This is a genomic window from Pseudomonas japonica (assembly GCF_900188455.1).
GTDB classification, from domain to species: domain Bacteria; phylum Pseudomonadota; class Gammaproteobacteria; order Pseudomonadales; family Pseudomonadaceae; genus Aquipseudomonas; species Aquipseudomonas japonica.
In genome coordinates this window covers 59,953-73,887 of sequence record NZ_FZOL01000018.1, presented here as the reverse complement: position 1 = coordinate 73,887, position 13,935 = coordinate 59,953, and the positions used below count along the sequence as shown (strand labels likewise).

Genomic DNA, 13,935 nt, shown 5'->3' with positions numbered 1-13,935 from the left:
TACAGTATGTGAGGCGGGCGGCTTCTTGCCCGGAGAAAAACCATGGTCAACGTCGAACAATTGAAATCCAGCGTCAATCGCATGTCTGTCGAAGAAGTGGGTGAGGTCGTGCGCGAGTTGCGGCTCGACGGTCTGGTCACCGATGACCGCACGCCGTTCGGCAAAGTCCACTTCAATACCTGCTTCGCCGAGATCGAGGCGCTGTTCCAGCGTGCCGGCTTCCACCGTCCGCTGGATGTGGTGGGTTACGACGGACAGGCCTATGCACTGTACGACGCCAGTCGCTGGGAGGCGGTGGACGTTTTGCGCCGCTTGAAGGCGAGTTGCGAGGGCGTCGCCATCCAGGCTGGCTGAGGCGGCGGTCATGCCGGATAATGACCGGCCCTTCCGTTGCGAGTGTCAGCATGAGCGTTTCCTTCGATCCGGCCCGGCATCAGGCCAGTACCGTCTGCCTGCCGCCGGGCAACTGGGCCACCGTGCTGGATTGTCTGTGCGAGCACTTCAAGGCCATCGGCCGTGATGTCTGGCTCGACCGCTTTGCCCGCGGGCGGGTGCTGGATGCCCAGGGCCAGCCGCTCGCGCTCGATCACCCCTATCGCCAGGGGTTGCGCGTTCATTATTTTCGCGAAGTACCCAACGAGAAACCCATTCCCGTCCTGGAAAACATCCTGCACGTCGACGAGCACCTGGTGGTGGCGGACAAGCCGCATTTCCTGCCGGTGACGCCCACCGGCGAGTATGTCGAGGAAACCTTGCTGCGGCGCTTGATCCGCCGTCTCGACAATCCCCATCTGGTCCCGCTGCACCGCATCGATCGGCACACCGCCGGCCTGGTGCTGTTTTCCGCCAATCCATCGAGCCGCTCGGTCTATCAGCAACTGTTCCCGACGCGCAGGATCGACAAGCAGTACCAGGCGATCGCGCCTGCCTTGCCGGACCTGCAATTTCCCCTGGTGCATAAAAGCCGGATGAGCAATGGCCAGCCGTTCTTCCGCATGCAGGAAGTGCCGGGGGTGAGCAACAGCGAGACGCTGGCCGATGTGCTGGAGAAAAATGGCGAGCTGTGGCGTTACGGCCTGTCACCGGTGACCGGCAAGACGCATCAGTTGCGGGTGCACATGGCGGCATTGGGTGCGCCGATCTGCAACGATCCGTTCTATCCGGAGGTGCTGCAAGGCGAGGACGACTATGCGAAACCGTTGAAGTTGCTGGCCAGGAGTCTGCGCTTCAAGGATCCGTTGAGCGGGGAAGAGCGGTATTTCGAGAGTCGCTTGAGCCTCGATTGGTAACTGCTTGAGGCGCGTTCTCCCCTGTAGGAGCGTGGCTTGCCCGCGAAAGGACCGCGCCAGCGGTCCCGGAATTGTTCAGCGATTCCGGGACCGCTGGCGCGGTCCTTTCGCGGGCAAGCCACGCTCCTACGGGGGGGAGATGTCGTTCTTAGCGATTGAAGCGCTCGACCAGCGAGTACTGGGTCGTCGCGGTATGGGTCAGTTCTTCGCTGAGCAGTGCCGAGTGCTGCGCCTGCTCCGAGGTCTGGTCGGCCAGGGCGGCGATGGTGCTGATATTGCGGCTGATTTCCTCGGCCACCGACGTCTGTTGCTCGGTAGCCGCGGCGATCTGGGTGGCCATGTCGGTGATGTTGGCCACCGCTTCGCTGATGCCCACCAGCGCCTGGTCGGCTTCCATCACCCGCTGTACGCCTTCCTCGGCCTGGCGATGACCGGCTTCCATGGTCTGCACGGCATTCGACGCGGTCTGCTGCAGCTTGGCGATCAGGCCATGGATCTGTCCGGTGGACTCGCTGGTGCGCTGCGCCAGTTGGCGGACCTCGTCGGCGACCACGGCGAAGCCGCGGCCCATTTCACCGGCACGGGCCGCTTCGATGGCGGCGTTGAGCGCCAGCAGGTTGGTCTGGTCGGCGATGCCCTTGATCACATCGACCACGCCGCCGATCTCGTCGCTGTCGCGAGCCAGCTGAGTGACGGTCTGGCCGGTTTCGCCGACGGCGGTGGAGAGGCGCTGGATGGCGTCACGGGTTTCCCCGGCGATGCTGCGGCCGCGATCGGTGAGGCGGTTGGCCGCCTGGGTGGCGTCGGCGGTGCGCTGCACGTGGTTGGCCACTTCCTGGGTGGTGGCGGCCATCTGGTTGACCGCGGCGGCGACCTGTTCGGTCTCGACGCGCTGGCGCTCCAGGCCGGACGAGCTGTTGTGGGCCAGGGCGTCGGACTGACGGGCCTGCTCGTTGAGGTGTTCGGCGGTGTCCTGCAGGCGGGTCAGGCAGGTCTTCAGGCGGGCGTCCTGGCTGAGCATGGCCATTTCCAGGCGTGCCTGGACGCCACGGCTGTCGGTGTACATCTGTGCGATCAGCGGGTCGGAGGTGGTCTGTTCGGCCAGGCGCAGCAGGCGCTTGAGGCCGCGCTGCTGCCAGCTCAGGCCGATCAGGCCGAGCGGTACGGACAGCGCCGCGGCGAGGGCGAAGCCCCAGGAATGGCCGAGCCAGATGCCGATGAGGAAGCCGATCTGGCTGATCATGATGAACGGCAGCCAGTCCTGCAGCACCGGCAGCCACTTGTCGCGGCGCGGAATGGCCGACTTGCCGTCGTTGATGCGCTTGTACAGGGCTTCGGCGCGGCGTACCTGCTCGGCGGTCGGTTTGACCCGCACCGACTCGTAGCCCACCACCTGATTGCTCTCGAAGATCGGCGTGACGTAGGCATTGACCCAGTAATGGTCGCCGGACTTGCAGCGGTTCTTGACGATGCCCATCCACGGCAGGCCCTGCTTGAGGGTCGCCCACATGTGGGCGAACACCGCCGAGGGCACGTCCGGGTGGCGAACCAGGTTATGCGGTGCGCGCATCAGCTCGTCGCGCGAGAAACCACTGATCTCGATGAATGCGTCGTTGCAGTAGGTAATGACACCCTTGGCATCGGTAGTCGAGATCAACCGTTGTTGGGCAGGGAAAGTCCGTTCGCGCTGGGTAATCGGCTGGTTGTTACGCATAAGCTGTTCAATCCGCAAGGCTTTCGTGAGCTATCGGCACAGACACGAAATTATTGAATGAATATTTGGGTTTTGTTGATCCTGCTCAATATTCGCCGGGGCTACATGAGCTATGGGAAGTCGTCACGTTCGCTAAATTTGCGCGCATTCTTTCACATTTTCGCAACATAAGTCAGTCAATGACCCATGGTTCATGGGGTTGTTTCGAGCGGGTAGGTGAACAGCGCGAAATGCACCAGGTTCAGGCCGAAATGCGCCAGCAGCGCCGCCGGCAGCCCGCCATGGCGCCAGGCTAGCCCGTAACCGGCTCCGGCCAGTGTTGCCAGGGCGACCCAGGGCCAGCCGCCACCGACATGGGCCAGGCCGAACAGCAGCGCACTCAGGCCCAGCGCGAGGTTGTCGCCCTGGCGCAGCGGGGTCAGCCAGCGTTGCAGGCTGCCCTGGAGATAGCCGCGAAACAGCGCTTCCTCGACCAGGCTGACCAGCAGCAGGTTGTTGGCCAGCCACAGCCAGGCCTGGGCGGGCCATTTCACTGACCAGGCGACGACGCCCAGCAACCACGCGACACCCAGGCAAACCAGGCTGGTCAGGACCACTGCCAAGGCGGCGAGCCCGGGCCGTGGCCGGCGTGCCATGACGATCCAGGGACAGGCCAGCAGTAGCCACAAGCCGATCAGCGGCTTGTCCAGATTGAGGTGCATGGAGAACGGCACGGCGTCGGCGCTGAAGCGGACCTGGTCGATGACCCGCGCGTTGTCGAAGCCCGGCAGCCCGTGCAGGGCGAGGGCCACGGCGGTGAGGACGAACAGGCTGTGGCCGAGGACTCTCCAGTGTCGGGCGCGGACGGGTTGCACCAGCCAGCCGCTGAACAGCAGCAGGGCGAAGACGGGCAGGGTGGGCAGGCCAAGCTGGCCGTGCGTCAGGGCAAGGGCATAGCCGGCGCCGAGCAGGGCCAGGAGAGTCCAGCGGGAAGCGCGCATGTCGAGTCCTTTGCGATAAGGCATGCAGGCTTCGACTGCGGTAATGGCGTCGAGGACACGCAGACTTGACCCGGTAGGAGCGTGGCTTGCCCGCGAAGGAGCGCACAGCGCTCCCGGGTATCACCGCAATTGGGAGCGCTTTGCGCTCCTTCGCGGGCAAGCCACGCTCCTACCAGGTCCAAGCCAGACCAGACGAGACCAGGCCAGTGCATGCAGCGCTCAGCGCGCGATCATCTGCCGCAACACATGGTGCAGAATGCCCCCCGCCTTGAAGTACTCCACCTCGTTCAAGGTATCGATCCGGCACAGCACGGCGATGGTCTGCGTGCTGCCGTCCTCGCGGGTGATGCGCAGGTCCAGGCTCATGCGCGGTTCGATCCTGGCCCCGCTCAGGCCGAGGATGTCGAGGGTCTCGCGGCCGTTGAGGCCGAGTTGCCGGCGGTCCTGCCCGGCGCTGAACTGCAGCGGCAGCACGCCCATGCCCACCAGGTTGGAGCGGTGGATGCGTTCGAAACTCTCCGCCAGCACTGCCTTGACCCCCAGCAGGTTGGTGCCCTTGGCCGCCCAGTCGCGGCTGGAGCCGGTGCCGTATTCCTGGCCGGCGATCACCACCAGCGGCGTGCCTTCGTCGCGGTAACGCATGGCCGCATCGTAGATCGCCAGCTTTTCGCCACTGGGCACGTGCAGGGTATTGCCGCCTTCCTCGCCGCCGAGCATTTCGTTGCGGATGCGGATATTGGCGAAGGTGCCGCGCATCATCACTTCATGGTTGCCGCGCCGCGAGCCGTAGGAGTTGAAGTCGCGCGGCTCCACGCCCTTGTCGCGCAGGTAGCGTCCGGCCGGGCTGTCGGCCTTGATGTTGCCGGCGGGGGAAATATGGTCGGTGGTCACCGAGTCGCCGAGCAGGGCGAGGATCCGCGCGCGGTGCACGTCCTCGATCTTCGGCGGCGGACCGGAAATGCCGTCGAAGAACGGCGGGTGCTGGATGTAGGTGGAATCGTCCTGCCAGACATAGGTGGCGGCCTGCGGCACCGCGATCGCCTGCCACTGTTCGTCGCCGGCGAAGACCTCGGCGTATTCCTTGTGGAACATCCGCGTGTCCACCTGGGCCACCGCCGCGGCGATTTCCTGCTGGCTGGGCCAGATGTCCCGCAGGTACACCGGCTGGCCGTTGGCGTCATTGCCCAGCGGGTCGCTGGACAGGTCCAGGCGCACGCTGCCGGCCAGGGCATAGGCCACCACCAGCGGCGGCGAAGCCAGCCAGTTGGTCTTGACCAGCGGATGCACGCGGCCTTCGAAGTTGCGGTTGCCCGAAAGCACCGAGGCCACCACCAGGTCGGCCTTGCCGATGGCGCTTTCGATCGGTGCGGCCAGAGGGCCGGAGTTGCCGATGCAGGTGGTGCAGCCGTAGCCCACCAGATCGAAGCCCAGTTCATCGAGATAACGGGTCAGGCCGGCGGCCTGGTAATAGTCGGTGACCACCTTGGAGCCGGGGGCCAGCGAGCTCTTCACCCAGGGTTTGCGCTGCAGGCCCTTTTCCACCGCCTTCTTCGCCAGCAGGCCGGCGGCCATCATCACGCTGGGGTTGGAGGTGTTGGTGCAGGACGTGATGGCGGCGATGACCACCGCGCCGTCCTTGAGGGTGTGCTGCCGACCCTCGAAATCGAAGCGGATCTCGCCCTGGCCCTCGGCGCCGGCCTTGCGTGCGTTGAGGCCGAGGAAATCGTCGAAGGCGTTGCTCACCCCCGGCAGGGCGACCCGGTCCTGCGGGCGTTTCGGTCCGGCCAGGCTGGCCTGGACGTCGTTCATGTCCAGCGCCAGGGTATCGCTGAACTGCGGTTCATGACCCGGCTCGCGCCACAGCCCCTGCGCTTTGCAATAGGCCTCGACCAGTGCCACGGTTTCGCTGGGACGGCCCGACAGGCGCAGGTAGTCGAGGGTGACCTCGTCCACCGGGAAGAAACCGCAGGTGGCGCCGTACTCCGGCGCCATGTTGGCCAGGGTGGCGCGGTCGGCCAGGGGCAGGTCGGCGAGGCCATCGCCGTAGAACTCGACGAATTTGCCCACGACCCCCTTCTTGCGCAGCATCTGGGTGACCGTCAGCACCAGGTCGGTGGCGGTGATGCCTTCGCGCAGCTTGCCGGCGAGCCTGAAGCCGATCACCTCGGGAATCAGCATCGAAACCGGCTGGCCAAGCATGGCCGCCTCCGCCTCGATGCCGCCGACGCCCCAGCCAAGCACGCCGAGGCCGTTGATCATGGTGGTGTGCGAGTCGGTGCCGACCAGGGTGTCGGGGAAGGCATAGCTGCGGCCGTCTTCCTCGCGGGTCCAGACCGTGCGCCCGAGGTACTCCAGGTTGACCTGGTGGCAGATGCCGGTGCCCGGTGGCACCACGCGGAAGTTGGCGAAGGCATTCTGGCCCCAGCGCAGGAAGGCGTAGCGTTCGCCGTTGCGCTGCATCTCGATGTCGACGTTTTCGGCGAAGGCCGCGGGGCTGGCGTAGCGGTCGACCATCACCGAGTGGTCGATCACCAGGTCCACCGGCGACAGCGGATTGATCCGCTGCGGGTCGCCACCGGCCCTGGCCATGGCCGCGCGCATGGCGGCGAGGTCGACGACCGCCGGCACACCGGTGAAGTCCTGCATCAGCACCCGTGCCGGGCGGTACTGGATCTCGCGGTCCGAGCGGCGTTCGCGCAGCCAGCCGGCGAGGGCCTGGAGGTCGGCGCTCGTGACGGTCTCGCCGTCTTCCCAGCGCAGCAGGTTTTCCAGCAGCACCTTGAGCGACATCGGCAAGGCTTGCAGATCACCGAGGCTGCGTGCGGCCTCGGTGAGGCTGTAGTAGTGATAGTCACGGCCGTTCACGGCCAGGGTCTTGAGGGTTTTCAGGCTGTCGAGCGAGGACATTGACCAACTCCTTCTGGGGTCGGTGAACGGCGTTCATGCCCGTTGTCGCCGTTGCACCGCCTTCACGGTCCGCACGGCACGGACCTGGCTGAACGGTCAGATTAGCCCCGTTTGGCTGATCCGACCCTTTACTGGACCGGCGGGGCATGTCGCCGGTTCCGAAAGTCCTTTATCATTCGCCGATTTTCCGCCGGGGCACTTGTCTCCGGTCAGGGTCGCGGCGAATGGCCGGCCGACCGTTCTGGAGTGAGTGATGAATACCCTGTTCCTGCATTGCCGGCCCGGTTTCGAGGGCGAGGTCTGTTCCGAGATCAGCGAGCATGCCGCGCAGCTCGGCGTGCCCGGTTATGCCAAGGCCAAGCCGCAGAGCGCCTGCGCCGAATTCATCTGCAACGACGCCGAAGGCGTCGAGCGGATCATGAGCGCGCTGCGTTTCAAGCAGTTGATCTTCCCCCGCCAGTGGGCCCGCGGCAGCTTCGTCGAGCTGCCGGAAAGCGACCGCATCAGCGTGCTGCTGGAACACCTGGCCGCCTATCCGCGGGCCGGCAGCCTGTGGCTGGAGGTGATGGACAGCAACGATGGCAAGGAACTCTCGACCTTCTGCCGCAAGTTCGAAGCGCCGCTGCGCAAGGCGCTGGTCAAGGCCGGGCGGCTGACGGAAAAGGATGCGCCGGGGCCGCGCCTGCTGCTGACGTTCGTCAGTGGCCGCCGGGTCTTTCTCGGCCTTGCCGACGCGGACAACTCGGCGATGTGGCCGATGGGCATTCCGCGTCTGAAGTTCCCTCGCGAGGCGCCGAGCCGGTCGACCCTCAAGCTGGAGGAGGCCTGGCACCACTTCATCCCACGCGAGCAGTGGGAGCAGCGCCTGTCCGACGACATGACCGGCGTCGACCTCGGTGCCGCGCCGGGCGGCTGGACCTACCAGCTGGTACGGCGTGGCATGCTGGTCACCGCGATCGACAACGGGCCGATGGCCGAGAGCCTGATGGACACCGGGCTGGTCCAGCACCTGATGGTCGACGGTTTTACCTGGAAGCCGAAGCAGATGGTCGACTGGATGGTCTGCGACATCGTCGAGAAGCCGGCGCGTACCGCGGCGATGATCGAGGAATGGCTGGGTGGCGGGCACTGCCGCGAGGCGGTGGTCAACCTCAAGCTGCCGATGAAGCAGCGCTATGCCGAGGTGCGGCGTCTGCTGGAGCGTATCGAGGAAGGCTGCAAGGCGCGCAAGGTCAAGGTTTCCATTGGCTGCAAGCAGCTCTACCACGACCGCGAGGAAGTCACCTGCCATCTGCGCCGCCTCGACCTCAAGCCACGCTGATCACCCACGAATTGCGGAGTACCCGAATGACCGATTTCACCCCCGATGCCGTGCTCGACGCCACCGGCCTGAACTGCCCGGAGCCAGTGATGATGCTGCATCAATACGTGCGCGACCTGGCCGGCGGCGGCCTGCTCAAGGTGATCGCCACCGATCCCTCGACCCGCCGCGACATTCCCAAGTTCTGCGTGTTTCTCGGGCATGAACTGGTGCGGCAGGAGGAAGAGGGCGGAACCTACCTGTACTGGATTCGCAAGAAGCTCGACTGAAGCGAAACACGCCTGTCTGTTACTCCCGCTGTTTCTTCCGGTGACGCCTGCACCGACAGCGTGCAAGGAACGGGTGCGAACCTTCTGCTCGCACCCGAGTCCAGCACTGCCCCCTCCTGACTTCCCTGTATCCGGCACACAGGTTGCTAGCGAAACGCTATCACCCTGAGTCCGTGCGGAAACGTTTGTGCGACGCATGATCGGCGAAGGGGCCTCATCTGCGCAGGAGTGGGTCATGAACCGTCTGTTGTCACCGGGTGCGCGTCTGCTGGGGCGTTTCGGCTTCGCTCGCAAGTTCCAGTTGCTCTTCTTGCTGTTCATGTTGCCGTTGCTGTTCAGCCTGGGGCTGATCGGCCTGGATTACCGCGCCAGGCTGGCGGTGATCGCCAGCGAGCAGTCGGGGGTGCGCCAGTTGCTGGTTCTCGACGCGCTGGAGCGCGAGCTGTCGGCCCAGCGCTATCGCGCGGCGCGCTGGAAGGCCATCGACATTCTCCGCGAGCCCGGTGCCGAAGCCCGGCAACTGATGAGCGAGATCGATGCCGCGCTGCCGCGTATCGAGCAGTCGCTGCAAGACCTGCGCGCCACGCTGGACAAGGAACAGGCCGGGGCCGACAGCTTGACCCGCTACGACACCCTGCGTACCTCCGTGGTCGGTCTGGACAGCCAGTCCCTGCGCGGGGTCGGCTGGTGGCCAGACGGCTACGACCGCTTCACCGCGACCCTTGGCCACCTGCAGGCACTGCGCGAGCAGATCGCCATGGACAGCGGGCTGATTCTCGACCCCTGGCTGGAAACCTACCTGCTGATGCAACTGTCGACCCAGCAGGCGCCGGACCTGATCGAGCGCATCGGACGCATGGCCAGCATCGGCCAGACGTCGCTAGTGTCCGGCCAGTTCAGTCTGCAGAGCCGCTTGCAGATGCGCGATCTGCGCGGCCGTATCGGCGATGCCCGCGAACAGATGGTCAAGACCGCCGGCGCGCTGCAGACCCGCCTGCCGCCGGAGTTGCAGGCCTGGGCCCAGCGCTATGCCGCGAGCATGAAGGTGCTCGATACGGAGCTGAACGTGCTCGACGAGGGTGTGTTCGGCGCCACCATCAAGCTCAAGCCGGCCGAGTTCGAAGGCAGTGTCGGACGCCTGCTGGACGAGATGACCGGCTTGCGCGAGCAGTCGCTGCGTTCGCTGGACCAGCGGCTGGATCACTATCACGACCAGTCCAATCGCGAATTCATCCCGGTGGGCGTGACCATCGGCCTGCTGCTGCTCGTCGCGCTGTACCTGTTCGCCTGCCTGCAGGCCTCGATCCGGCGCAGCGCCAGTGGCATCACCACCCTGGCCGAGTCGTTGCGCGACGGCAATCTGTGCGTCGAGGTGTCGGTCCAGGGGCGTGACGAGCTGGCCGTCATCAGCCAGGCGCTGAACGTTGCCGTGGTGCAGTTGCGCGCCAGCCTGCTGGGCGTCAATCACGAGACCCGGCAACTGGGCTCGGCCGTGCAGACGCTGAATGTCCAGTCCAGCGGTACCTTGCAGGATGTGGAGCGGCAGCAGTTGCAGATCAGCCAGATCGCCGCCGCCGCCACCCAGTTGGCGGCCACGTCCCAGGAGGTTGCGCGAAGCTGCGAGCAGGCCGCCGACAGCGCCCGGCACACCCGCAGGATCGCCGAGGACAGCAACCGCGACAGCCAGCGCACCACCGCCAGCATCCAGCAGCTCAACCGTCGCCTGACCGACACGGCCGAAGCGCTGGCGCGGGTCAGCGAGCAGGGGCAGCAGATCCAGTCGGTGGTCGACGCCATTCGCGGCATCGCCGAGCAGACCAACCTGCTGGCGCTCAACGCGGCCATCGAAGCCGCACGGGCGGGGGAGCAGGGGCGTGGTTTCGCCGTGGTCGCCGACGAGGTGCGCAGCCTGTCCCAGCGCACCCAGGCATCCACCGCGCAGATCGCCGAGACGGTCGACAGCCTGCGTGGCACCGTGACCCAGGCCGTCAGCCTGATGGAGGTTGCCTGCGGCCAGGCGGTCGACGACGCGCAGGCGGTCACCGGCCTGGGCGAGCGGCTCGGGGAAATCGCCGGTGCGGTGCAGGGGGTGACCGATACCCTGGCGCAGATCCTCACGGCCGTGGAAGAGCAGACCAGTACCGCCGACGAAGTCAGCGGCAATATCCAGCAGGTCGATCAGGCCGCCGGGCGCCTGCTCGACGGTGCCCGCGCGGTGCACCAGGCCGCGGACACCCTGCACCAGGGCAGTCGCGCCCTCAACGACAACACCGCGCGTTTCAGTCTCGGCTGAGGGCTCAGCCGCGTTGCGCCCGGCGGATATGCCGCCGGGTACTGCGCACCAGGCGGATCGACAACATCAGCGCGGCGCAGGTCAGGCCGGCGATCAGGCCCTGCCACAGGCCGCTCGGGCCGCTGGCCGGGCCGAAGAAGTCGCTCAGGCCGAGCAGGTAGCCCACCGGCAGACCGATGCCCCAGTAGGCGAACAGGGTCAGGATCATGGTCACCCGGGTGTCCTGGTAGCCGCGCAGGGCGCCGGCGCAGATGACCTGGATGGCGTCGGAGAACTGATACAGCGCGGCGAACACGATGAGCATCGCGGCGATCTGGATCACTGCCGTGTCCGGGGTGTAGATCGCCGCGATCTGTTCGCGCAGCAGCAGGATCAGGCTGGCGGAGAACGCCGCGAACAGCAGCGCCGTGCCCAGCCCGACCAGTGCGGCGAAGCGCGCCTGGTACGGATCGCCGGCCCCGACTGCCTGGCCCACGCGCACGGTGACCGCCATCCCCAGCGAGTACGGAATCATGAACAGCAGCGAGCTGATGTTCAGGGCGATCTGGTGTCCGGCTACCACGGTCGGGCCGAGACTGCCGATCAGCAGGGCGATCACCGCGAAAATGCTCGACTCGGCGAACACCGCGATACCGATCGGCAGACCGATGCCGAGCAAGCGCTTGATCACCGCCCAGCGCGGACGGTCCAGGCGCACCAGCACGCGGCTGCTGGCATAGGCCGGGGCCCAGCGGCTCCAGGCGGCCATGCTCAGGGCCATGAACCAGCCGACGATGCCGGTCGCCCAGCCGCAGCCGACCCCGCCCAGCGCCGGCAGGCCGAAATGGCCGTAGATCAGCACCCAGTTCAGGGGAATGTTCAGCAGCAGCCCGCACAGGCCGATGACCATGCTCGGTCGGGTGCGTCCGAGGCCGTCGCTGTAGCAGCGCAGCACGTAGTACAGGGCAATGCCGGGGAGGCCGAAGGCGATGCCCTGCAGGTAGCCCATGCTGGGGCCGATCAACTGCGGATCGACCTTCATCAGGTGCAGGATCGGCTCGGCGCCGAGCAGCAGGGTACTGGCCAGCAGGCCCACCAGCAGCGCCAGCCACAATGCCTGGCGCACCAGTGGAGCGATCTCGCCGTGCTGGTCGGCCCCGAAACGCTGGGCGACCTTCGGTGTGGTAGCGAGGAGGATGCCGGTCATCAGCAGGTACACCGGAATCCAGATCGAATTGCCCAGGGCCACCGCCGCCAGGTCGGCGGGGCTGACCCGGCCGGCCATCACCGCATCGACGAAGCCCATGGCGGTGGTCGCCAGCTGCGCGATGATGATCGGCGTCGCCAGGTGCATCAGGCTGCGCATTTCGGTGCCGACGCGGGCAGGGCGGGAGAGGGTGATGCTGGTCATTGGCTGGTCTGAGGCAGTGGCGGAAAACCGGCAATACTACGCCTTGACGTATCGGTCAGGAAACACTGACCGATCTGTAGGAGCTGGCTTGTCGTGTGACGAACCACTGCGAAAGGACCGTGAAACGGTCCCGGTTCCAGATCTGCAGCCGGGAGAAAGCCATTGGGCTGGCTATAGATCAGGAACCGGGACCGCTGCGCGGTCCTTTCGCAGTGGTTCGTCACACGACAAGCCAGCTCCTACAGGCGCCGCCAGGCTGGAAAAAGACATGGCTCGCCTTCTGCTCTCCCCCTACACTGCGATCCCCCACAGGAGAGCCTTCATGCTGATAGTCGCCGACGAAAATATTCCGTTGCTCGATGCGTTCTTTGCCGGCTTCGGTGAAATCCGCCGCTATCCGGGGCGGGCCATCGACCGTGACTGCGTGCGTGACGCCGATGTACTGCTGGTGCGCTCGGTGACCAGGGTCGATCGCGCACTGCTCGAAGGCAGCCGGGTGCGCTTCGTCGGCACCTGCACCATCGGTACCGATCACCTCGACCTGGGCTGGTTCGCCGAGGCGGGTATCCACTGGTCCAGCGCGCCGGGCTGCAACGCCCGGGGCGTGGTGGACTACGTGCTGGGCAGCCTGCTGACCCTGGCCGAACTGGATGGCGCCGACCTCGCCGCGCGCACCTACGGCGTGGTCGGCGCCGGCGAAGTCGGCGGGCGCCTGGTCCAGGTCTTGCGCGGGCTGGGCTGGAAGGTACTGGTCTGCGATCCGCCACGGCAGGCGGCGGAGGGGGGCGATTATGTCGGTCTGGAGCAGATTCTCGCCGAGTGCGACGTGATCAGCCTGCACACGCCGTTGACCCGTTCCGGCGCGCAGGCCACCTGGCATCTGCTGGATGCCCCGCGCCTGGCGCAGTTGCGTCCGGGTGCCTGGCTGATCAATGCCGCGCGCGGGCCGGTGATCGACAACGATGCCCTGCGCGAACTGCTGCTGGCGCGCGAAGACGTGCTGGCGGTGCTGGACGTATGGGAGGAGGAACCGCTGGTGGATGTGGAGCTGGCTGATCTCTGCGTCATCGCCACACCGCACATCGCCGGCTACAGCCTGGATGGCAAGCAGCGCGGCACGGCGCAGATCTACCAGGCGTTCTGCGCCTGGCGTGGCGAGGCCGAGCAGGTGCGGCTGGCGGATCTGCTGCCCGCGCCATGGCTGGCGCGGCTGCAGTTGCAGGCCGACAGTGATCCGGCCTGGACCCTGGCGATGCTGTGCCGGGCGGTGTACGACCCGCGGCGTGACGATGCCGATTTCCGCCGCAGCCTGGGCGATGACCCGGCGGCCCAGAAAGTCGCCTTCGATGTACTGCGCAAGCGTTATCCGGTGCGGCGCGAGATCGAGGGGCTGGCGGTACGGATCGACGGCGAGGCGCCGGCATTGCGGCGGATCGCGCTGGCGCTGGGCTGTGTGGTCGAGGGTTGAGGGTTTCGGCGCTGTCCATGTCGTGATGAGGCCGGAACGGGCGAGGTCAATAAAAAACCCGGCGCAAGCGCCGGGTTTCGAAAGAGGCGGTGGGGTTTCAGCCCTTCTTCACCGGTTTGCGGCTGTTTTCCAGCTCGCGGCACGCCTGCTGGATCATCTGCTCGGTGATCGGGATCTCGCGCCCTTGCGCGTCGATGATCGAACCGTGCGCCGGCACAGGCTGGGCCGGGCGTTGTTGCGGGTTGCTGCTATGCTGCAGGCTCATTTCCTGTCTCCTCATCAGGTGGCTAGCCCAAAATAACGT

11 protein-coding genes are annotated in these 13,935 nt (G+C 66.2%); 6 read left to right on the top strand and 5 right to left on the bottom strand.

Features of this window, described 5'->3' with window-relative positions:
* The first annotated feature begins 42 nt into the window (after positions 1-42).
* Together CHB99_RS20490 and CHB99_RS20485 are read left to right on the top strand one after the other, a co-directional pair.
* Positions 43-354: a hypothetical protein gene (locus tag CHB99_RS20490; protein ID WP_042124269.1), complete on the top strand. Its 312-nt coding sequence runs from the start codon at positions 43-45 to the stop codon at positions 352-354.
* A gap of 50 nt (positions 355-404) precedes the next feature.
* A complete protein-coding gene (locus CHB99_RS20485) occupies positions 405-1,289 on the top strand; it encodes a pseudouridine synthase (protein WP_042124271.1) in 885 nt (294 codons plus the stop codon).
* Between the two features lie 148 nt (positions 1,290-1,437).
* On the opposite strand, the gene CHB99_RS20480 is transcribed toward CHB99_RS20485, so the two are convergent.
* The 3 genes from CHB99_RS20480 to acnA all read right to left on the bottom strand — a co-directional run bounded on the left by CHB99_RS20480 (position 1,438) and on the right by acnA (position 6,890).
* Positions 1,438-3,003, bottom strand: a complete 1,566-nt coding sequence (locus CHB99_RS20480) for a methyl-accepting chemotaxis protein (RefSeq protein ID WP_042124273.1) — start codon at positions 3,001-3,003, stop codon at positions 1,438-1,440.
* Positions 3,004-3,194: 191 nt separating this feature from the next.
* A complete protein-coding gene (locus tag CHB99_RS20475; protein ID WP_042124275.1) occupies positions 3,195-3,983 on the bottom strand; it encodes a CPBP family intramembrane glutamic endopeptidase in 789 nt (262 codons plus the stop codon).
* A gap of 219 nt (positions 3,984-4,202) precedes the next feature.
* Entirely contained in the window at positions 4,203-6,890 is a 2,688-nt protein-coding gene (acnA, locus tag CHB99_RS20470; RefSeq protein WP_042124277.1) for an aconitate hydratase AcnA, read from the bottom strand.
* A 253-nt stretch (positions 6,891-7,143) separates the two neighbouring features.
* On the opposite strand from acnA, the gene rlmM reads away from it, so the two are divergent.
* The 3 genes from rlmM (at position 7,144) to CHB99_RS20455 (ending at position 10,773) form a co-directional block, all read left to right on the top strand.
* Positions 7,144-8,211, top strand: coding sequence for a 23S rRNA (cytidine(2498)-2'-O)-methyltransferase RlmM (gene rlmM, locus CHB99_RS20465; RefSeq protein ID WP_042124280.1), 1,068 nt, complete (start codon positions 7,144-7,146; stop codon positions 8,209-8,211).
* Between the two features lie 26 nt (positions 8,212-8,237).
* Positions 8,238-8,480, top strand: a complete 243-nt coding sequence (gene tusA / locus CHB99_RS20460) for a sulfurtransferase TusA (RefSeq protein WP_042124282.1) — start codon at positions 8,238-8,240, stop codon at positions 8,478-8,480.
* Between the two features lie 196 nt (positions 8,481-8,676).
* The gene (locus tag CHB99_RS20455) at positions 8,677-10,773 is read left to right on the top strand and encodes a methyl-accepting chemotaxis protein (protein ID WP_377698388.1); all 2,097 of its coding nucleotides are present in this window, start codon (positions 8,677-8,679) and stop codon (positions 10,771-10,773) included.
* A gap of 4 nt (positions 10,774-10,777) precedes the next feature.
* Here CHB99_RS20455 and CHB99_RS20450 read toward each other — a convergent pair whose 3' ends face one another.
* Positions 10,778-12,163 (bottom strand): MATE family efflux transporter, encoded by a 1,386-nt coding sequence (locus CHB99_RS20450; protein ID WP_042124286.1) that lies wholly within the window; start codon positions 12,161-12,163, stop codon positions 10,778-10,780.
* A 322-nt stretch (positions 12,164-12,485) separates the two neighbouring features.
* Here CHB99_RS20450 and pdxB point away from each other — a divergent pair, with 322 nt between their 5' ends.
* Entirely contained in the window at positions 12,486-13,631 is a 1,146-nt protein-coding gene (gene pdxB, locus CHB99_RS20445; protein ID WP_042124288.1) for a 4-phosphoerythronate dehydrogenase PdxB, read from the top strand.
* A gap of 97 nt (positions 13,632-13,728) precedes the next feature.
* On the opposite strand, the gene CHB99_RS29855 is transcribed toward pdxB, so the two are convergent.
* Positions 13,729-13,896: a PA1571 family protein gene (locus tag CHB99_RS29855; RefSeq protein ID WP_167335855.1), complete on the bottom strand. Its 168-nt coding sequence runs from the start codon at positions 13,894-13,896 to the stop codon at positions 13,729-13,731.
* Positions 13,897-13,935: the final 39 nt, after the last annotated feature.